Origin of the sequence: Roseobacter sp. N2S (genome assembly GCF_031454055.1) — a bacterium.
Taxonomy (GTDB): domain Bacteria; phylum Pseudomonadota; class Alphaproteobacteria; order Rhodobacterales; family Rhodobacteraceae; genus Amylibacter.
On the sequence record NZ_JAVDQB010000009.1, the window covers coordinates 21426 to 40847 of the forward strand.

The window sequence follows — 19422 nt, forward strand, 5'->3', positions numbered from 1 at the left end:
TTCTGGATTTTAGAGTGTATCGCCTGAAAGAGATATTATCTAACATTTTACATGCAATAGCACGTAAAATCTAGGACAACATTCCAACACATAAGGGATTGGTTAAACGGGTAAGGCGTTGAAATATAATCCGTAATGCCAGTTTTGGCACTGCGGCTGTGCCCGTTTCCGGTGGTTCGCATTGCGTGATCCTACAGGGGGCAACAGCCGGAGGGCCGCTACAACAAACAAAAGACAAGGGAGTCTACACATGGACAGCACGACAGTCGGAGCAATGACAGGCGATGGGGGCGGCGATGCGCTGCGCCCTGTAACGCCGGATGAAAAAACATGGGGCTGGTTCGCCATCTTCAACATTTGGGCCAATGATATTCAATCGCTGTTCGGCTATTCGCTGGTGGCGTCTTTGTTTATTTCATACGGGGTGAGCGGCTGGACCGCCTTTGCCGCGTTGATTGTGGCCGGTTTGATGGTGATGTATCTGGTCAATCTGTCTGGTGCCGCGGGGGAACGCTACGGGGTTCCCTACCCGGTTTTTGCACGGGCCAGCATGGGCACGGCGGGTGCGAAACTGCCTGCGGTCTTGCGTGCGACGGTGGCGGTTTTCTGGTACGGGGTGCAGGTATATTTTGCGTCCACAGCGGTTGCTTTGCTGATCCGGTCCGTCACAGGTGCCAGTGGCGGTGCCGAGTTTTTGGGCCTGACGGGCATCGACTGGCTGTCATTTATCATCGTCTGGGGCTTTCACATCGTCATTTTCTGGCGCGGCATGGATTGGGTTGAAACCTTTTTGAACATCGCAGGCCCGTTTGTCTATCTGGTGATGATCGGCCTTCTGGCGATTCTCTGGGTGAAATCGGACGGTCAGCTACTGTCACAGGCGCAGACGATTTTTGTGAATCCGGATGCAACCTGGGGGACCGAGTTCACAGGCTTCATCGCAATTATCGGCACGATGGTGGCCTATTTCGCCGCTGTGATGATCAACTTCAGCGATTTTTCCCGTTACGCCAAAGACAAATCCGCCATGGTCAAAGGCAATCTGGCAGGGTTGCCGTTCAACATGATTCTGTTTTCTGCGCTGGCTTTGCTGACAACAGCAGGGGCGGCGGTTGTTTATGGTGAAAAAATCACCAATCCAACAGAGATCGTGGCGCGCACCGATAGTGTTTTGCTGGGGGTGATTGCGGCAATCACCTTTTTTGCGGCCACTGTGGGGATCAATCTGGTGGCGAATTTCATTCCTGCGGTGAACGGGATCGCCAATCTGTCCCCCTCCACCATCAGCTTTCGCAAAGCGGGTCTGATCACTTCGGGGTTTGCGCTGGTGATTGGGGGGCTGTGGACCGCCTTTATCAGCCAGTTCGGCATCGGCGGGTTTGTGAACACGCTGGGGGCCACGCTTGCGCCGCTATACGGGATTTTGATCGTGGATTACTACATCTTGCGGAAACAAGAGCTGAAACGCGATGATCTCTACAATATGCAGGGTGGTGACTATCACTATGGCAACGGCTGGAACGATCATGCGCTGGTGGCGTTTTGTATCGCTGCAGTGTTTTCGGTGGCCACGGTCTGGGTGCCTGCGCTGGGGCAATTGTCGGGCTATGCCTGGATCATCGGGTCGATCCTTGGCGGGGTGATCTATTACATGCGCAGCCGGAAATCCTTTGGAGTTTAGGTAAAAGACCACCGGCCTGATCGGTTTTAGGATCGGGCCGGTGCTTTCATCAGGGCAAGGGCGGCGTCTATGGCGGCTGGGATCGGGTCGATTATGGCGATGTCCACAGCGTTTTGCAGTTCGGCGGCCAGCCCGCCCATCCCTGCACAGCCCAAAACGATGGTTTCGATTTCGGGATGATCGCTTAGCAACACCTGTGCGGCGGTTATCAAGCGGGCAGAGGCCAAGGCTCTGTGTGTTTCAAAGTCCAACACTTCAATCTTGCTGGCGCGGATACAGACCAGATTTACGTCCGCACCGTAGGCCTGCGCATTGGCGGTCAGGATCGGTACAGACAATTCCGAAGTGGTTAACACAGCATAAGGCTGCCCGGTTTGATCCGCCTGCCGCATGGCAGATTCACCCAGCCCGATCACCGATTTGACAGGGGTCTGTGACAGGCCGGTATCGTCAAAACAGCCGATCACAGCCACGTCAAACGGGGTCTGCGCCAACAGCGCGAGCGTGCCGGGTTGGGCCGCAAGGCCATCGGCGTGCCCTTGAATAGAGGCAGGGCCGTCCAGATTGGTGCGCAGGATCAGATCAATGCCCTTGGGCAGATGGCGCGTCACTTCGGCCCCGATCCGGTCGGTCATTTCCGTGGTGGCATTGGGGTTCAGAACCAGCAGGCGCATGGGCATTATTCGGCTGGGGTTGGGGCGGGGACGGGCTGTTGAGCCGCCCGCCACTGGGGTTCGGACGGGGTGGCCAGATCAAAGGTTTCGGTGCTGCGGCAATAGCCGTGACCGCCCATCCGCCCCAGCGCGTCCAATGCGACGGGGTCCACGTGGTAGCGGTCATTCACAAGGCCCGAGCGGGCGTGCATGGCCAGTACTTCGCCCAATATGATTTCGCGGGATTTGCCGATGTTCAGGGTGACGTGGCGTTTGCATTCAAAGCGGATCGGGGCCTCGGCGATTTGCGGGCATTTGACGAATTCGCCGGGGATCATGGTCAGGCCCGCCGCTTCGATTTCATTCACGTCAGCGGGGAAATTGACGGCTGTTGTGTTCATGGTGTGCAGGTTGGCGTAATCCACGATGTTGACGGTGAATTCTTCGGTGACGCGGATGTTGTGGCCAGTGTCTTTGAAGCGCATGTCGTCGTGGTTTTCGACACCGAGGGCAAGGATTGCGGGGTCTGATGACAGGCAGTTGAAAAAGCTGAAAGGCGCGGCATTCGGGCGGCCCGCGGCGTCTACGGTTGTGACCCAGGCAATCGGGCGCGGCACGACCGACCCGATCAGCAGTTTGTAGCGATCCCGCGCGGCAAGTTTAGCAAAGTCAAAACGGTCGGATTTTGAGTCGGACTGGTCCATGAATACACCCATAAGTTAGCAGTAATGAAAGAAAGAAACGTGCGGAATCAGGCGTTTGGCGTGACGTAGCGCGCAAGGATATCGCTGACGTTGTCTTTATCCTGATCATCGGGATTTAGCAGGGCGCGGTCTTGGACACCGTGCAAATGCGTGTGCATTTGTGCGATGGCGCGTTCTGCGTCGCCCGCTTCAATGGCGGCGATGATTTCCGTGTGTTCATCCAGCCCGCATTTGGCCGAATGGGCCTGTGCAAATCGCGCAAGAACTAGGGAACAGCGAGACACGATTTCATTGACGTAATTGGCAAGGATCTTTGATCCTGTCAGTTCCGCCAGCAAAATGTGAAACTCTCCGGCCAGTCGGATCGAGCGTGTGGTGTCCACATGCAGGTATTTCTTTTCCTCGGCCAGATGGGCTTTCAGCGCTTTGATGATGGGTTTGGAATCCATTTTGCACAGGCGCTGCATGACCTCGCGTTCCAGACATTGACGCATTTCGAAAATGTCATGGGCTTCTTCGATCGTTGGCACCGCAACAGAGGCCCCGCGATTGGGTTGCAGGTCTACCAGTCCCTCGGCGTCCAGACGGACCAAAGCGCTGCGCACGGTGGTGCGGCTGACGCTGAAAGTGTCACCGATCGAATCCTCGGGCAGCTTTACGCCAGGCTTGAGCGCTTGCTCGATAATGGCCTGTCGAAGCGAATCGTATACCGGAAAACTGCGAGTCGAAGCTTTGTACATGTGGAACCTATATCATATGCGCCAAAAACATTGTCAGCGATTGTGCTCAGAGTATTGGATACAATGATTGAATACAATCTTTTATTTTTTTGTAGCCAAATCGAATTTTTGACCCTAACGTCCCATGGTTATAGGGCTGTATTGCGAATCTTGGCGCCGAATAACACCAGTGGCGCCCTGTGTAAGGCAGGTCTTTCAAGAAAACATGTATACAAACTGTGATTAATTTGTGTGCAATAACAGGGAAGCCGAAACAATGAACTTGTCACAAAAACTACACCGCGCTGCTTTGGGGGGGATTGCTGCTGCACTGCTTGCAACCTCTGCTTCTGCTGAAACCATTCGCTGGGGGGCGCCGCGTGATATCGTGTCGCTGGACCCGTATTCTTATGGCGACAGCTATACGATCAACTTTCTGAACCACATTTACGAAGGTCTGGTGCGGTATAATCGCGATTTACAGATCGAACCGGCGCTGGCCACAAGCTGGGAAATCGTGTCGCCGACCACATGGCGGTTTACCTTGCGGGACGGTGTGAAGTTCCACGATGGTGCAGATTTCACCGCCGAAGATGTGCTGGCCAGTCTGCAACGGGTCAGTGATGACACCTCGCCTTTGAAGGGCAATCTGCCTGCCTATAAAAGCGCCACTGTTGTGGATGACCACACGATTGATATCGAACTGACAGGGGCCTATCCGCTGTTGCTGAACGATCTGACCAACATTCATATTTTTGACAAAGGCTGGTTGGTTGCCAATAACGCCGAGAAGCCGACGGACGTTAGCGCGGGTATCGAAGGCTATGCCACGTTCAACACCAATGGCACCGGTCCGTTCATTCTGGAATCCCGCACCCCCGAGGCGCAAACCATTCTGACGGTGAATGAAAACTGGTGGGATGAGGCGAAACACAATCTGACGCGGATCGAATTCCAGCCGATTTCATCTGCCGCCACACGGGTTGCGGCCTTGTTGTCTGGCGAGGTTGATTTCGTCGATTCTGCCCCTGTGCAGGATTTGCCCCGCCTTGCTGCCGCTGACAATCTGGAGGTGTTGGAGCGCACCGACCTGCGCACTGTGATGCTGGGCTTTAACCGCCGCGACGAACTGGTTGCGGGGGGTAAGAACCCGATGAATGATTTGCGGGTGCGTCAGGCTATGCAAATGTCTGTGGATATGGAATTGATCCAGGCCAAAGTGATGCGTGGCAAATCCCGCAATGCAGGTGCGTTGGTTGCGCCGTCCATTCCGGGATATGCTGAGTCGCTGGACACCCCCGCAGCCTATGATCCTGAACAAGCCAAGACCTTGCTGGCCGAAGCAGGCTACGGCGACGGGTTTGAATTTGATTTTGTTTGCACCAACGAAAGCTATGTGAACGAAGAACAATTCTGTCAGGCAATTGCGTCCATGTGGTCGCGCATCGGGCTGAAGCCGAAGTTGGATATCGGGCCGACCGCCAAACAAACCCCGAAGCGGGCCAATGGCAAAGCGGATGTTTACACGCTGGGCTGGGCGACGCTGCCGGTATTGGACACCTATTCGCTCCTTGTGCAGGTTTTGCATTCCAAAGTCGGCAATTCCGGCGTGTTCAACTGGGGGGGCTGGTCTTATCCCGAACTGGACAAACTGACCCAATCCGCTGCGGTTGAACTGGATCAGGACACTCGTTTGCAGATGGAAACAGATGCGCTGAAGATCGCCAAGGATGAAATCATCATGATGCCGCTGCACCAGCAGCCGATGGCTTGGGCCGTGTCCAAAGAATTCAGTGACTTGCCACAGTTCCCCGACAACAAGCCGCGGATGTGGTACGTTACCAAGTAATTCTCCCCCCCTGGGGCGGCGCAGAACCGTCGCCCCTTTTTTCCTCTGATTTCAGGGATTTTTGATATGCTGGCTTTTATTATCAAACGCCTCGCCAATGCCGTCTTTGTCATGCTGTCCGTGACGTTTCTGGCTTTTGTTATCTTTCGCTTTGTGGGCGATCCTGTGGATCAGATGCTGAACGAACAAGCCACCCAGGAACAGCGCGACGATCTGCGCGAACGTCTGGGGCTGGATAAACCGTTTCTGATGCAATTCACCACTTTCGTCGGGCGTGCCGCAACGGGCGATTTCGGGATTTCCTTCCGCAACCAGCGTGATGTGCTGGATATGATTTCCGAACGGTTTCCGGCCACCTTTGAACTGGTGCTGGTGGCCACTTTTATTTCCTTGATCGTCGGGGTGCCCATGGGGGTGATTACCGCGATCAAACGGCAAAGCTGGTATGCCGAGACCATGCAGTTTACCTCAATCATTGGCATATCCCTGCCCAGTTTTGTTGTCGGGATCGGGTTGATCCTTGTATTTTCGGTCTGGCTTGGCTGGTTCCCTGCTTTCGGGCGCGGCGACACGGTGGATCTGGGCTGGTGGACGACGGGGCTGCTGTCTCATTCGGGGCGGATGTCGATTGTTTTGCCTGCGCTGTCCCTGTCGCTGTTCCAGATCACTTTGGTGATGCGACTGGTGCGGGCTGAAATGCTGGAAGTGTTGCGATCCGACTTTATCAAATTCGCGCGGGCACGGGGTATTCCGGCGCGATCCATCCACTTCCGCCATGCGTTGCGCAATTGTTTGATGCCGGTTGTGACCATGACCGCCATGCAGATCGGCGGGCTGATCGCCTTTGCCCTTGTAACCGAAACCGTCTTTCAATGGCCGGGTATGGGGCTGCTGTTCATACAGGCTGTGACCTTTGTGGATGTGCCGATCATGGCCGCTTACCTGTGTATCGTCGCCCTGATCTTTGTGGTGCTGAATGCCATCGTCGATATGACCTATGCGGTGATTGACCCCCGCCTGCGAGGAGCCGAAAAATGAGCGACCAAACCTCTGGTAAAGCCGTGCCGACACGGATGGAACGTTTTTGGGACAGTGATCTTTGGTGGTCTTTCAAATCCCACAAATCCGCAGTGGGGGCCGCGATTGTCCTGTTGCTGGTGATCATTACCGCCTTTCTGGCGCCTGTGCTGTCCCCCCAGAACCCCTATGATCTGGCTGCGCTGGAGCTGTGGAACGCCGAGCTGCCGCCGATCTGGATGGAAGGCGGGCAGATGCCCTTCCTTTTGGGGACCGACGTGCAGGGGCGCGATATTCTGTCGGGTATTTTATATGGCACACGGATTTCGATCATCATCGGCATAGCATCTGTTGCGGTGTCGCTGGTGGTGGGTATCGGGTTGGGCCTGATGGCGGGCTATTATGGCGGCTGGATTGACAATGTGTTGATGCGGATTGGTGATGTGCTGCTGTCGATCCCGATTGTGCTGGTGGCGATCCTTGTCAGTTCGGTGGCACAACAATTCCTGCCCCCTGCGTTTCGCGAAATTGGTGTGGCGGCGGTGCTGGTGCTGGCGATTGCGATGTATTCATGGGTGCAATACGCCCGTGTGGTGCGTGCGCAAACTATGGTGGAGCGGCGCAAGGAATATGTGATGGCCTCACGCTTGGTGGGAACCCCTGCGCGGCGTCTGATGCTGAAACATATCCTGCCCAACACGCTGACACCGATTTTTGTGGCGGCCACGCTGAACTTTGGTCTGGCCATCCTTATCGAAGCGACCCTGTCGTTTCTGGGTGTCGGGATGCCGCCCAACCAACCCTCGCTTGGCACGTTGATCCGTGTGGGCAATCAATACCTGTTTTCAGGGTCTTGGTGGATCGTGTTGTTCCCGTCGATCCAGCTGTGCATCCTTGTGGTTGCTGTGAATATGCTGGGCGACTGGCTGCGCGACGCGCTGAACCCGAAACTGCGTTAAGGAAAAGAACCGATGACTAATCTACTGATCAAAAACCTGCGCGTTCTGGATGGCGAACCTACCGATCTGCTGATCGAAAACGGTCGCATCGCGAAAATCGCGCCGGATCAGGACGCGGGCACCACACCTGTAGAGAACGCAGGCGGGTGCATCGCGATCCCCGCATTGAGTGAGGCGCACACCCATCTGGATAAATCCCTGCTGGGGTATCCGTGGTATCACAACGATGTGGGCGGCGGCAATCTGATGGCGATGATTGATAATGAGCGCCAGATGAAAACCCGTCTTGGTATGGACCCCCATGTGCAATCCATGCGCCATGCCTTGAAGACCGCCGCTTACGGCGCAACCCTGATCCGCAGCCATGTGGATGTGGATACCACAGGCGGGTTGCGCGCGCTGGAAGGGGTGATGGAAACCGCAGAAAAACTGGCCGATGTGGTGGAAATCCAGACCGTGGCCTTTCCGCAATCGGGTCTGATGATCAGCCCCGGCACTGCAGAATTGCTGGATGAGGCGCTGAAAATGGGCGCGGATTTGATGGGCGGATTAGACCCTTGTGGTGTGGATCACGATCCCAAAGGCCATCTCGACACAATCTTTGCGCTGGCTGACAAACACGGCAAGGGCATCGACATTCACTTGCACGAGCGGGGCGAACTGGGCGCATTTTCCATGGAGCAGACCCTTGATCGGGCCGAGGCTTTGGGCATGAAAGGCATGATCAGCATTTCCCATGCCTTCTGTCTGGGGATGCCGGATCAGGCGCGGGTCGAGGGTTTGCTAGAACGGCTCGCCGCGCTGGACGTGGCGATTATGACCACAGCGCCCGCCAGCAGCCCTGCGCCGATGATCAAACAATTGCAGGCCCATGGTATTCGGATCGGGGCGGGCAATGACGGTATCCAAGACACTTGGGGTCCCTATGGCAACGGCGACATGCTGGAGAGGGCGAAATTTGTCGGGCTGCGCAACAACCTGCGATCTGACAAGGAAATGTATCAGGCGCTGGATATTTGCGCAGGCGGTGGGGCGGTTTCAATGGGGCTGGAACGGCGCGAATTGAAAGTCGGCGCGCCCGGTGATCTGGTGCTGGTCGAAGGCGTTGCCGTGGCCCATGCCATCGTCACCCACGCACCGCGCAAGCTGGTGGTGAAAGCGGGCAAAGTGACCGCTCGCGACGGGGCAACCCTGATGGAAGCCCCATAATGCGCTTTACCGATCTTCCCCTTGGTGAACGCCCCCCCGGTCGTTGGGCGCTTGCGGCTGACTGGATTGTGCTGGACACAGCACAGGGCAGGCGGCTGCTGCACAAGGGCGAGGTCGTGATCGAAAACGACCGTATCTTATGGGTCGGCCCGCGGTTTGAAGGAACGGTGTCTGCGCGGTTCGACATGGGCGCGGCGCTGGTTGCACCGGGGTTTGTGGATCTGGACGCGCTGTCCGATCTGGATACAACCCTGCTGGCCCATGACAATTGGCCAAGCGAGCAGAAAGGCCGCGTCTGGCCCCAGTCCTATGTGGATCGCGGGCCGTATGAAATGTATTCCCCCGAAGAACTGGCCTTTCAAAAACGCTTTGCCTTTGGGCAATTGCTGTTGAACGGGATCACCTCTGCCGCGCCGATTGCGTCGTTGTTTTACCGTGAATGGGGCGAAACCGTTGCCGAATTCACCGCCGCTGCGGATGCGGCCGAAGATATGGGGCTGCGGGTCTGGCTTGGCCCTGCCTACCGCGCGGGCGGGATGGTGGTGGACGGGTCCGGCAAGATGCGCGCGGTCTTTGATGAACCCCGCGGGCTGCAAGGGCTAGAGAATGCCATCGGCTTTGCCCAACAGATGCAGGGGCGCGATCTGGTGTCACCGATGCTAGCCCCTGATCGGGTGGAAACCTGCACGGCCACCCTGTTGAAACGGACCATGACGGCGGCCGAGGATCTGAATTGCCCTGTGCGCCTGCATATGGCGCAGGGGCAGATGGAATTGCAAACCGTGCTGGCGTTGCACGGGATGACCGCACCGCACTGGCTGGATTCTTTGGGGTGTTTGTCACCGCGATTGCTGGCCCCCCATGCCACGGTGGCCACGGACACCGATCTGGAACGCTATCGCAACAACGGGGTGACGGTGGTGCATTGCCCGCTGGTTTCCACCCGTCATGGTGGCGCGTTGCGCAGCTTTGCCAAGCTGCGTGCGATGGGGATCAATCTGGCCATGGGCACGGATACCGCCCCGCCTGATATGGTGCTGAATATGGCCGTGGGCCTGATGGCCTGCCGACTGAATGACGGGCTAGAGTCGGTGACATCCGCCCATATGTTTGACGCGGCCACGATCAACGGGGCCAAGGCGTTGAACCGCGATGACATCGGTGTTTTACGGGCTGGTGCCAAGGCGGATATTGCGGTGTTTGACATGAATGACGCCTATATGGCGCCGCGGATTGACCCGGTGCAGACCCTGATCCTCGGGGCGACGGGGCGGGTGACGCGGGCCACGATTGTCGACGGGCGCCTGTCCATGCGCGACGGCGCGGTTGCGGGCATCGACATGGCCGCAGCGCGCGCGCAGGTGCAGGCGCAATTCGACGGTTTGATCGAAAAATACCCCGAGCGCACTTTGGGCCACCCCCCAGTGTCGCAGATATTTCCACCGACTTTTCCAATGATGAATGGAGACTAGCATGATGGTTCAGCCCATTCCCGTGCCTGAACAAGAAAGTGACACAACGCCTGCGCTGGACGTGCAGGGGTTGAGCGTGGAATTCCCCACGCGGCGCGGTGTTTTGACTGCGATTGACGAGGTGTCCATGCAGATCGCGCCGGGGGAAATCCTGGGTGTGGTGGGTGAAAGCGGGGCTGGTAAATCCATCACCGGACTGGCGGTTCTGGGCCTGCTGGAACATCCGGGCCGTATTGCCAAAGGCGCAATCCATGTAGGCGGGCGGCGTGTTGATACCCTGACCGAGGCCGAGTTAACCAAGGTTCGTGGCCGCGAAATGGGCGCGATTTTCCAAGACCCGCTGACCGCGCTGAATCCGTTGTTCACCGTGGGCAAGCAACTGGTGGAAACCATCCGTTTGCACAATGATATGACCCGTCCTCAGGCAAACGAGCGTGCGCTGGAACTGCTGCGCAGCGTCGGAATTCCCGCGCCCGAAGAACGCCTGCGCCAGTATCCCCACCAGTTTTCAGGCGGGATGCGGCAGCGTGTGGTGATCGCGCTGGCGCTGGCGGCGGGGCCGCGTTTGATCATTGCGGATGAACCGACAACGGCGCTTGATGTGTCGATACAGGCGCAGATCACCGCTTTGTTGCGGAAATTATGCGATGAAACCGGTGTGGGTATTATGCTGGTGACCCATGACATGGGGGTGATTGCCGAAACTGCTGATCGGGTCTGTGTGATGTATTCGGGGCGCGTGGTGGAAAGCGGGCCGGTGAAGGATGTGATCCACAATCCGCAACACCCCTATACCAAAGGCCTGATGGCTGCGATCCCCAGCCTGCATGACCGTGTTGAAATCCTGTCCCAGATTGACGGGTCCATGCCACGGTTGAATGCGCGGCCCTCGGGCTGTGCCTTTCATCCCCGTTGTCCCCAAGCGGGGCCGAAATGCGGCGTGGAAAACCCTGCGCTAAAGATGGTGGATACCACAAGTGCCGCCTGCTGGTTGCAACAAGGAGGAACCCGATGACCGTTTCCACAGCGACCCCTGAACCGACAGCTACACCCCTGCCAGCGGGCAGCCCCGCCCTGTCTGTCAGCCATGTGAGCAAAGTCTTTGATGTGTCGGCCCCCTGGCTGAACCGCGTGATCGAACGCCGTCCCAAACTGTTCGTTGAGGCAGTGTCGGATATTTCCTTTACCGTGGAAAAGGGCACCTGTTTCAGCATTGTCGGGGAATCCGGTTGTGGCAAATCCACCGTGGCGCGGCTGGTGACGGGGCTTTATGCCACATCATCGGGGGATATCAGCTTTGGCACCGGGGAAACCGGACGGCCGATCAAGGTGCAGATGATATTTCAAGACCCCCATTCCAGCCTGAACCCCCGTTGGCGGGTGGGGGATATCATTGCCGAACCGATCCGCGAGATGAAGCTGCGCGATAGCGAAAAGGAAACGCTGGATCGGGTGCGCGAGCTGTTGGAGACCGTCGGTCTCGGGGCTGATGACGCGCTGAAATACCCACATGAATTTTCAGGCGGCCAGCGCCAGCGGATTTCCATCGCGCGGGCTTTGGCCTCGGAACCTGAATTGCTGGTCTGCGATGAACCCACCTCGGCGTTGGATGTATCGGTGCAGGCGCAAATCCTGAACCTGATGCGCCGTTTGCAAGATGAACTGGGGCTGACCTATCTGTTCATCAGTCACGACCTAAGCGTGGTGCGCCATATGTCCACCCATATTGCGGTGATGTATCTGGGGCGGATTGTGGAACAGGCCCCCGTCGAGGCGTTGTTCACCAACCCCCAGCACCCTTATTCCAAGCTGTTGCTGGCGACGATCCCCGATATTGAAAACCCCAAACGCCGCGTTGAAGCCCAGGCGGGCGAGCCGCCAAGCCCGTTGAACCCGCCAAGCGGTTGCGCGTTTCACCCCCGTTGCCCTGTGGCCGTGGCCCAATGCAGCGCGGTGGCGCCGGACCTGTTTCAAGCGGTGTCCAGCGGGATGGTGGCCTGTCATCTGGTTGAAAGGGCCTAGGGTGCTGGCAGGTCTGTATCTGCAAACAGGTTCGGGAACAGGCGTTGGCGGTAGTCCAGCGGACAGCCAAGCCGCACAGGGCTTTCACAGAGGCAGATGTAAAAACCTGCCCCTGTCAGGCGTTTTAACGTGTTACGCGCGGTTCGCTCTGAAGTTTTCAAGGCAAATTGCGTCTCGCCCCGTTCCAGCGCGCCGTGGCGCAGCACAGCCGAGATCAGGTCGGGGGCGCGTTTGTCCTCGATCAGATCGGAAACAAGGCGGCGATAGCGCCGGTCCAGCCCGCCCAGATCAAAGAGTTTGGCCGAAAACGTGACCTGATCCAGCGCCACATTCAAAAACCACGCGCAAAAGGTTTTCAACGCCGCCTCTGACAGATTGCCCCGCCCGTCCCTGTCTCCGCGTCGGGGGCTGTCGGCCATATCCATCATCCGTTTGTATTCGCCCCGATCCGTCACTCCCCGCGCAAGACCGCGGGAAATGGACCACAGGGCAATGCCGCCAATCCCCGCATTCAGGGCCATGGCATGGGACATCAAACGGCTGACCCGTCCGTTGCCATCGGGAAACGGGTGGATAGAGTTCAGCCGGTGATGGGCCGAGGCAATGGCGATGATCCGGCCACTGGCAGAGCGGGCGGCGATCTGAAAGCGTTTGTCAAAGTGATCCATAAAAGCCGCGACGCAGGGCGAAGACGGGGGGCGGGACGAAGACGGGGGGCGGTGCCGCCCCACCGCCACTTTGGCATCGCCTGCCTGCCGCATCTGGCTGGGTATAATAGGGCTGGTGGTGCCGTCGGGATGATGGATGACGCGGAATTCCGCAGGCATTTCATCGTAAAACATCCTGTGCACCCCTGTCAGAAACCCGACCGAGGTGGGCGGGGGCAATGTTCCGGCGCGGAACATATCGTCAATGTGGCGCTGCACAATCACATGGGCGCGGGCCTTTAGGGCGAGGGGGCGGGTTTCTTCCACCAGTTTCGCCCCTGCAAGCGCCTTTTCGATGTCACGGGGGCGGGTGTTGTGACCCTCTATCAGGTTGGAATAGTAGCAGTTCATCACCCGCACAAAATCCGCCAGCTCTGCCGCGCTGTCGGGATGCAGACCTTGGCCCAACTGTCCGGCCTCCCGTTGCCGATCTTGAGGATGCTTAAAATCCCGCAATTACAGGCAGTTTTGCGGGATTAACGCAAGTCTTTGCCGATATGTCTTGCCGATGTTAGCTGCCGTTCACCACCCCTTTGGCCTGAAGCCGAGCAATGTCATCCACCGCCATGCCCAGTTGGTCGCGCAGAATCTCGGTTGTGTTTTCCCCCAGCAAGGCAGGGGCGGTGGCAGGCGACGGGCCTGCGCCGTCAAAGCGGATCGGGCCGCGCACCAGTTTCATTTCTCCGATTTGGGGATGGTTCACGGTTTCGATCAGGTTTTTCTGTGCCACATGGTCTTGTTCCAAGGCTTCGCCAATTGACAGGATCGGGGCATTTGGCACGTCAAAGGCCACCAGACGGTCCAGCCAGTAATCGGTGGTGTCCTGCGTCATGCGGTGGTGGATGATCGGTTCCAGCGCGGATCGGTTGGCAAGGCGGTCGGCATAAAGCGCAAAACGCGGGTCGGTGATCAGGTCTTCGCGGTCCAGACTGCGGGCGAAATTATGCCAGAACCGTTCGGTCAGGCAGGCGACAATCACGTGGCCGTCTGATGTGGGGAAAGACCCGTAGGGCAGGATGCTGGGGTGCTGTGTGCCAACGGGTTGCGGGCTTTGGCCGGTGACGAAATAGATTTGCGACAGATAGCCTTGCAGGGCGATCAAACTGTCGAGCATGGCGACCTCTATGTGGCGGCCCTGTCCGGTGGTGTTGCGTTCATGCAGGGCGGCCAGCAGGCCGAACAGGGAAAAGATACTGCCCGCCATATCGCCCATCGGGATGCCCAGTTTGTTGGGGGCCTGTCCGGGTTCGCAATTGACGCTCATCACGCCGGACAGGGCTTGGGCGACAATGTCAAAAGCGGGTTTATCGCCGTGGGGGCTGTTGGTGCCAAACCCCGTAATCGAGCAATAAATTAGCCGTTCATTGGCTGCGCGCAGGGTGTCATAGCCAAGGCCCAGACGGTCCATCACACCGGGGCGAAAGTTTTCCAGAACCATGTCGCTTTGCTGGGCCAGATCTTTGGCGATCTTCTGGCCCTCGGGGGATTTCAGATCCAGTGAAATACTTTTCTTGCTGCGATTAAGGGCGATATAATAATGGCTTAGATCGCCTTGGAATGGGGGGAAGTTGCGGGTCTCGTCGCCCTTTTCGATGGGTTCGACCTTAATGATTTCCGCGCCGAGATCGGCCAGTACCATGCTGGCATAAGGACCAGAAAGGATGCGTGAAAAGTCGAGAACCTTGATCCCCGCCAGCGGGCCGGATCGGGGGGGTGTGGGCGTGTCAGTCATCGGATCGTCCTGTAGATTGTTCTGTCGTCTGTTTTGTGGTCTGTTCTGTTGGAACAGTAAGTTTCATCACCGCTGTGGCGCTGGCGATTGGCTGGTCGGCGCATAGAATTTCTGCGTCAACAAAGGCCAGCGCGCGGGTTTTATGGCGCAGGGTTGCGCGGATTTGGAGGAAATCCCCGACCTTGGCCGCGCCCAGAAACCGTGTGTCCATTTGCACGGTCACAACCGGCTGTCGGTCCACCGCGTTCCATGTCACCAGCGCGATCACCTGATCCAGCAGGCTGGTTAAAACACCGCCGTGGATGATGCCCAGATGGTTCTTGTGCCGCGTGTCGGTTTGCAGGCCGAAGGTGTCACGGGTCGGGCTGTCGGTCGGGTGCAACAACTGCCCGATGTGATCCATAAACCCGTCCAATTTAAGCGCGGTCCAGCCGTCTGGTACGGTCTGTGCCTGCGCATGTGCCTGCGCTTGTGTCTGTATTTCGGTCAAACCCTAGCTCCCCGTGTCAATTTGAATGTCTTCAATACCGGTGCGAATGGCCTGCATGGCTTTGGCCAATTTGGGGACTTCCTTATCCTTCAGACGCTCTGAAATCCCGATGGCCACGATGGAACGGGTCATCCTTCCGCTGGTGCCAAACACCGGAACCGCCACCACGGTCACGCCGGAAATATAGCTGCCCTGATCCACCGCATAGCCCTGCGCGCGGGATTCGTTTACCTGCTCTGTCCACAGATCGAACGAGGGCGGGTGATCCCAGACCAACCTGTCGAATTCTCCGCGCAGGGCGGTCTGGTCCTTGGCGTTATGGGCCGCAAACAGCCGCCCCGTGGCGCTGATCAGGGCGGGGAAGCGGCTGCCCAGATCCACTTGCAGGCGGAAGGGCATGGTGGATTGGGACAGGGCAACCACCACCATCTGACCCGGTTCGGACAGTTGCGTGGCAATGCTGGTGACGTCGAATTTCTGTGACAATTCGGACAGGCGCGGCTGGATCAAAGTGGAAAATGTATTGCGTTGCAGCGCCGATCTGGCCAGCGGCAGGATACCGATTCCGATGGAGTAGCGTTTGGTGTTCGAATCAAAATCCACCAGCCCTTCGTCCTGAAGCACGCGCAAAATATGCAGGCAGGTGCTGGGGATCAAATCCAGTTCCCGTGCAATCGGATTGACCCCGATCGGATCAGGGGAACGGCCCAGAAAACGCAGTATAGCAAGGGCTCTGGTGACTGCGGGCACCTGCCGTTTGGTGGGTGTGGTCTTCTCTTCTTCGGTCATTTTCGCCCCTCTCAGGCCATGGTTTTGTTGTCTATATACAATAGATAAACCATATTGACAATACTTTCCTAAAATCCCTACCATTGTCAACGAACCGGGCAACAGGCTTTCAAGCTGGCTCGCCAGACATTTGAAGAGGGAGACGGGAATGACCCGCCTGACACAATTCACATCTTATGCCGATGCGCAGGCACAGTATTCCAAAGAGAAGCTGTGGGAGCTGTTTGGCGGCGATCGGTCCAGTTTCAACATTGCCCATGAATGTATCGACCGGCATGTGGCGGGTGAAAACGTGGCGCTGCGGATTGCCCATGCGGATGGCCGCGACGAGGTGCTCAGCTTTGCCGAGGTGTCGCGGCGGTCGTCCCAGATTGCCCATTACCTAGAGGCTCAGGGTGTTCAGAAAGGCGACCGTGTTGCCGTAATGATCGAACCGTCTTTGGCGTTTTACAGTGCCATGTTCGGGGTGATCAAAAGCGGCGCTGTGGCGGTTCCGATGTTTTCGCTGTTCGGGCCGGACGGGATTGCCCTGCGGGTGGGGGATTGCACGCCGCAGGTGTTTTTCACCAGCGCCGAGAAAGCCCCCGATGCCACAGCGGGCGGGGCCAAGAATGTGACCGTGGTGGATCAGGATTTCCTGAACGGTTTGGATGATCTGCCCGCGACTTATGACTGGGATACGGCGGGCAGTGATCTGGCGGTGTTGCAATATACATCGGGCACCACGCGCGCTTTGCCTGCCGCGGTGAAGCACAGCCATCAATCCATCGTCACCCTGATGGTGGCGGCGCTGTATGCTACGGGCATCCGCCCCGGAGACCGGTTTTTCTGCCCGTCCTCGCCCGCTTGGGGGCATGGGTTGTGGCACGGCACTTTGGCGCCGCTGGCCATGGGGGTGTCAACGGGCACTTATAGTGGCAAGTTTGATGCGGCACGCTTGTTAAAGGGTTTGCATGATTTCAAGATCACCAACCTGACAGCCGCCGCCACCCACTATCGTATGATGCGCAATTCGGGGGTGGCCGAGAATTTCACCTATTGTTTTGACAAGCTGTCCTTCACCGGCGAACCGATTGATTCCGAAACCGCCGCCTATGTGGAAGCCACCTTTGGCACCAAAGTCTGCTCCATGTACGGCACCACGGAAATCGGCGTGATCATCGCCAATTACCCCGGCGCAACCGATCTGGAAATCCGCGACGGAGCCATGGGCAAGGCGGTTCCAGGGGTAGAGGTTCAGGTGCAACGTCCCGACGGATCGCCCGCCGATGCGGGGGAAACCGGCGAGTTGATGGTGAAAAAACGGGGCGTCTGGTTCCCGACCAAAGACTTGGGCCGTGTGGACGCTGACGGGTATTTCTATCACGGGGGCCGCGCGGATGATGTGATCATTTCGGCCGGTTGGACCATCGGCGCGGTTGAGGTTGAAGACGCGGTTCTAAGCCATCCCGCGGTTTCCGAATGTGCCGTGATTGGCGCACCGGATGCGCTGCGCGGCTTGGTGGTGAAAGCTTACATCATTCTAAAGACGGCCGAAACCGAGGGTCTGACCCAAAGCATTCAGGATCACGTGCGCGCCCGTTTGGCCCGCCATGAATACCCCCGCCAGATCGAATTTGTCACCGAGCTGCCAAAGACACCGGCGGGCAAGGTGAACCGCAAAATCCTGCGGGACCAGCAAGACCAGAACAAGGCCGCAGCGGAATAAACCGCAAGGCATCGCATTATCCAAGGAGAGTAGAAAATGAATAAAATGGTACGGAAATTTCCGAAAATAACGCAGGAAGGCATCGACGATCTGCGCAAGCGTATCGGTGTGAAAATCGAACGCACAGTAGAGCCGTGGTGTTATGAAGCAACCCGCGACAATATCCGCCACTATGCCCATGGCATCGGCGACGACAACCCGCTGTGGTGTGACCCCGAATACGCAAAAACCACCAAATACGGTGATGTGATTGCGCTGCCCAGTTTTCTGTTTGCCACCAGCCGGATCATTTCAGGCTATGTGGGCGGTCTGCCCGGGGTTCATGCCATGTGGTCGGGGGCCAACTGGATCTGGCACAAACCGATCCTGCGCAACACGGAATTTCGCACCGAAGCCTATCTGAAAGACCTGATCGAGCATGACACCCGTTTCGCGGGCAAGTCGATCCAGCAAATCTATCACGTGGATTTCTATGATGCGAACACCGGTGAAATGCTGGCCGAGGCTGACAGCTGGTGTTTCCGCACCGACCGAGATCAGGCCCGCGAAAACGGCACGAAATACACTGAAGCCAAGGAAAAAGGCCGTCGCGTCTATACTCAAGGCGAATTGGATGAATACAACCAATACTACGAGCGTGAAACCATTCGCGGTGCTGAAACCCGCTATTGGGATGATGTGTCCGAAGGCGACGATCTGCCTACAATGGTGAAAGGTCCAATGACGGCCACAGGCTTTATCGCTTATGCGCAGGGCTGGGGCGGGCTGTATATTCGCGCCAATAAACTGGCGTGGAAATTGCAGCAAAAACACCCAAGTGCGGGCATTAAAAACCGCTTTGGCATTCCGGATTGCCCAGAGCGGGTGCATTGGGAAGAAGAGTTTGCTTTGGAAGTGGGCGCACCCGGTGCCTATGACTATGGACCAGAACGCACGTCATGGCTGACACATCAAATCACCAACTGGATGGGCGATGACGGCTTTCTGGCACAGGCTAAATGTCAGGTGCGGCGGCACAATCCCGAAGGCGATATCATCCTGATCCACGGTGCTGTTGTGCGAAAATATGAAGAGGACGGGCGGTATCTGCTTGAAATCCAACAGCGCGCGGAACAGCAAGACGGGGAAATGTCTGCGATCGGCTCTGCCATTGTGGAATTGCCCAAACGATAGGACCATCACCGCAGAACCGCTGGGAGGCAAGGGTGCGATACTTTGGAAAAATACTAAGTAAAACAGAGGATATTCTCCATCTTGGGGGGTGCCTCGGCCTTGTCGCGGTCGCGGTGTTGATCAACGCCGATATTCTGCTCCGGTTGATTTTCAACCGACCGGTGCAGATCCAGTTCGAAGTGACCGAACTTTACCTGATGCCGATGCTGGCCACGCTGTCCCTGTCGCGGGTGTTTCGCGATGGCGGGCATCTGGCGCTGGAGTTCATGCCAGAAGATTTGCCCGGCCGTTTCGGACGGCTGATCAGCAGTTTGCGCCTGTTGTTGCCCGCTGCGTTCTTTGCAGCCGTGACATGGATGTCGGGCAAATTCGCCCTAGAGGCGTTCTTGCACGGGGATGTGGAATACGGGGCGATGGATTGGCCGCTTGGCTGGGCTTACGGCGTGATCCCTTTGGGATGCGGCGTGCTGGTTCTGCGGCTGCTCTATAACGCTGCGGCACAGGGCAAAGCGGTAAAAACATAAATCAACACCACAAC

The 19422-nt window shown here is 57.4% G+C and carries 17 protein-coding genes and 1 pseudogene; 11 read left to right on the forward strand and 7 right to left on the reverse strand.

Annotated features, from left to right (window positions below):
• Positions 1-250: 250 nt before the first annotated feature.
• Positions 251-1681, forward strand: a complete 1431-nt coding sequence (locus tag GGE09_RS17810; RefSeq protein ID WP_405048568.1) for an NCS1 family nucleobase:cation symporter-1 — start codon at positions 251-253, stop codon at positions 1679-1681.
• 26 nt (positions 1682-1707) lie between these two features.
• Here GGE09_RS17810 and GGE09_RS17815 read toward each other — a convergent pair whose 3' ends face one another.
• Genes GGE09_RS17815 through GGE09_RS17825 form a run of 3 tightly spaced genes read right to left on the reverse strand, consistent with a single transcriptional unit; the run spans position 1708 to position 3778 of the window.
• Positions 1708-2355: an aspartate/glutamate racemase family protein gene (locus GGE09_RS17815; protein ID WP_309747528.1), complete on the reverse strand. Its 648-nt coding sequence runs from the start codon at positions 2353-2355 to the stop codon at positions 1708-1710.
• A 5-nt stretch (positions 2356-2360) separates the two neighbouring features.
• A complete protein-coding gene (locus GGE09_RS17820) occupies positions 2361-3038 on the reverse strand; it encodes a flavin reductase family protein (RefSeq protein ID WP_309747529.1) in 678 nt (225 codons plus the stop codon).
• 47 nt (positions 3039-3085) lie between these two features.
• Positions 3086-3778 (reverse strand): GntR family transcriptional regulator, encoded by a 693-nt coding sequence (locus GGE09_RS17825; RefSeq protein WP_309747530.1) that lies wholly within the window; start codon positions 3776-3778, stop codon positions 3086-3088.
• A gap of 256 nt (positions 3779-4034) precedes the next feature.
• Here GGE09_RS17825 and GGE09_RS17830 point away from each other — a divergent pair, with 256 nt between their 5' ends.
• The 7 genes from GGE09_RS17830 to GGE09_RS17860 all read left to right on the forward strand — a co-directional run bounded on the left by GGE09_RS17830 (position 4035) and on the right by GGE09_RS17860 (position 12285).
• A complete protein-coding gene (locus GGE09_RS17830; protein ID WP_309747531.1) occupies positions 4035-5606 on the forward strand; it encodes an ABC transporter substrate-binding protein in 1572 nt (523 codons plus the stop codon).
• A gap of 66 nt (positions 5607-5672) precedes the next feature.
• On the forward strand, positions 5673-6644 hold the full coding sequence (locus tag GGE09_RS17835; protein WP_309747532.1) for an ABC transporter permease: 972 nt from the start codon (positions 5673-5675) through the stop codon (positions 6642-6644).
• Positions 6641-7582 (forward strand): ABC transporter permease, encoded by a 942-nt coding sequence (locus GGE09_RS17840; protein ID WP_309747533.1) that lies wholly within the window; start codon positions 6641-6643, stop codon positions 7580-7582. Before GGE09_RS17835 ends, GGE09_RS17840 begins: the two co-directional genes overlap by 4 nt.
• A 12-nt stretch (positions 7583-7594) precedes the next feature.
• Positions 7595-8791, forward strand: coding sequence for an amidohydrolase family protein (locus GGE09_RS17845; protein WP_309747534.1), 1197 nt, complete (start codon positions 7595-7597; stop codon positions 8789-8791).
• On the forward strand, positions 8791-10263 hold the full coding sequence (locus GGE09_RS17850; protein ID WP_309747535.1) for a chlorohydrolase family protein: 1473 nt from the start codon (positions 8791-8793) through the stop codon (positions 10261-10263). The genes GGE09_RS17845 and GGE09_RS17850 overlap by 1 nt, the downstream gene beginning before the upstream one ends.
• A 1-nt stretch (position 10264) precedes the next feature.
• Positions 10265-11278 (forward strand): ABC transporter ATP-binding protein, encoded by a 1014-nt coding sequence (locus GGE09_RS17855; RefSeq protein ID WP_309747536.1) that lies wholly within the window; start codon positions 10265-10267, stop codon positions 11276-11278.
• On the forward strand, positions 11275-12285 hold the full coding sequence (locus GGE09_RS17860) for an ABC transporter ATP-binding protein (protein ID WP_309747537.1): 1011 nt from the start codon (positions 11275-11277) through the stop codon (positions 12283-12285). Before GGE09_RS17855 ends, GGE09_RS17860 begins: the two co-directional genes overlap by 4 nt.
• On the opposite strand, the pseudogene GGE09_RS17865 reads toward GGE09_RS17860, so the two are convergent.
• The 4 genes and pseudogenes from GGE09_RS17865 to GGE09_RS17880 form a co-directional block, all read right to left on the reverse strand.
• A pseudogene (locus GGE09_RS17865) lies at positions 12282-13424 on the reverse strand (Fic family protein); the annotation flags it as partial. The gene GGE09_RS17860 and the pseudogene GGE09_RS17865 overlap by 4 nt on opposite strands.
• A gap of 79 nt (positions 13425-13503) precedes the next feature.
• The gene (locus tag GGE09_RS17870) at positions 13504-14724 is read right to left on the reverse strand and encodes a CaiB/BaiF CoA-transferase family protein (RefSeq protein ID WP_309747538.1); all 1221 of its coding nucleotides are present in this window, start codon (positions 14722-14724) and stop codon (positions 13504-13506) included.
• Positions 14717-15214: a PaaI family thioesterase gene (locus tag GGE09_RS17875; protein ID WP_309747539.1), complete on the reverse strand. Its 498-nt coding sequence runs from the start codon at positions 15212-15214 to the stop codon at positions 14717-14719. The genes GGE09_RS17870 and GGE09_RS17875 overlap by 8 nt, the downstream gene beginning before the upstream one ends.
• 3 nt (positions 15215-15217) lie before the next feature.
• On the reverse strand, positions 15218-16003 hold the full coding sequence (locus GGE09_RS17880; protein ID WP_309747540.1) for an IclR family transcriptional regulator: 786 nt from the start codon (positions 16001-16003) through the stop codon (positions 15218-15220).
• Between the two features lie 148 nt (positions 16004-16151).
• Here GGE09_RS17880 and GGE09_RS17885 point away from each other — a divergent pair, with 148 nt between their 5' ends.
• The 3 genes from GGE09_RS17885 to GGE09_RS17895 are packed head-to-tail and all read left to right on the forward strand — an operon-like array spanning position 16152 to position 19408.
• Positions 16152-17711 carry an AMP-binding protein gene (locus GGE09_RS17885; protein ID WP_309747541.1) on the forward strand — a complete coding sequence of 520 codons (1560 nt, stop codon included), beginning with the start codon at positions 16152-16154 and terminating at the stop codon, positions 17709-17711.
• Positions 17712-17747: 36 nt separating this feature from the next.
• Entirely contained in the window at positions 17748-18884 is a 1137-nt protein-coding gene (locus GGE09_RS17890; protein WP_309747542.1) for a MaoC family dehydratase N-terminal domain-containing protein, read from the forward strand.
• Between the two features lie 32 nt (positions 18885-18916).
• A complete protein-coding gene (locus tag GGE09_RS17895; protein ID WP_309747543.1) occupies positions 18917-19408 on the forward strand; it encodes a TRAP transporter small permease in 492 nt (163 codons plus the stop codon).
• Positions 19409-19422: the final 14 nt, after the last annotated feature.

Excerpts from the sequence above, each read along its gene's own strand:
- GGE09_RS17810 (WP_405048568.1), top strand. The coding sequence starts at position 251 with ATGGACAGCACGACAGTCGGAGCAATGACAGGCGATGGGGGCGGCGAT.
- GGE09_RS17815 (WP_309747528.1), bottom strand. The coding sequence starts at position 2,355 with ATGCGCCTGCTGGTTCTGAACCCCAATGCCACCACGGAAATGACCGAC.
- GGE09_RS17820 (WP_309747529.1), bottom strand. The coding sequence starts at position 3,038 with ATGGACCAGTCCGACTCAAAATCCGACCGTTTTGACTTTGCTAAACTT.
- GGE09_RS17825 (WP_309747530.1), bottom strand. The coding sequence starts at position 3,778 with ATGTACAAAGCTTCGACTCGCAGTTTTCCGGTATACGATTCGCTTCGA.
- GGE09_RS17830 (WP_309747531.1), top strand. The coding sequence starts at position 4,035 with ATGAACTTGTCACAAAAACTACACCGCGCTGCTTTGGGGGGGATTGCT.
- GGE09_RS17835 (WP_309747532.1), top strand. The coding sequence starts at position 5,673 with ATGCTGGCTTTTATTATCAAACGCCTCGCCAATGCCGTCTTTGTCATG.
- GGE09_RS17840 (WP_309747533.1), top strand. The coding sequence starts at position 6,641 with ATGAGCGACCAAACCTCTGGTAAAGCCGTGCCGACACGGATGGAACGT.
- GGE09_RS17845 (WP_309747534.1), top strand. The coding sequence starts at position 7,595 with ATGACTAATCTACTGATCAAAAACCTGCGCGTTCTGGATGGCGAACCT.
- GGE09_RS17850 (WP_309747535.1), top strand. The coding sequence starts at position 8,791 with ATGCGCTTTACCGATCTTCCCCTTGGTGAACGCCCCCCCGGTCGTTGG.
- GGE09_RS17855 (WP_309747536.1), top strand. The coding sequence starts at position 10,265 with ATGATGGTTCAGCCCATTCCCGTGCCTGAACAAGAAAGTGACACAACG.
- GGE09_RS17860 (WP_309747537.1), top strand. The coding sequence starts at position 11,275 with ATGACCGTTTCCACAGCGACCCCTGAACCGACAGCTACACCCCTGCCA.
- GGE09_RS17870 (WP_309747538.1), bottom strand. The coding sequence starts at position 14,724 with ATGACTGACACGCCCACACCCCCCCGATCCGGCCCGCTGGCGGGGATC.
- GGE09_RS17880 (WP_309747540.1), bottom strand. The coding sequence starts at position 16,003 with ATGACCGAAGAAGAGAAGACCACACCCACCAAACGGCAGGTGCCCGCA.
- GGE09_RS17885 (WP_309747541.1), top strand. The coding sequence starts at position 16,152 with ATGACCCGCCTGACACAATTCACATCTTATGCCGATGCGCAGGCACAG.
- GGE09_RS17890 (WP_309747542.1), top strand. The coding sequence starts at position 17,748 with ATGAATAAAATGGTACGGAAATTTCCGAAAATAACGCAGGAAGGCATC.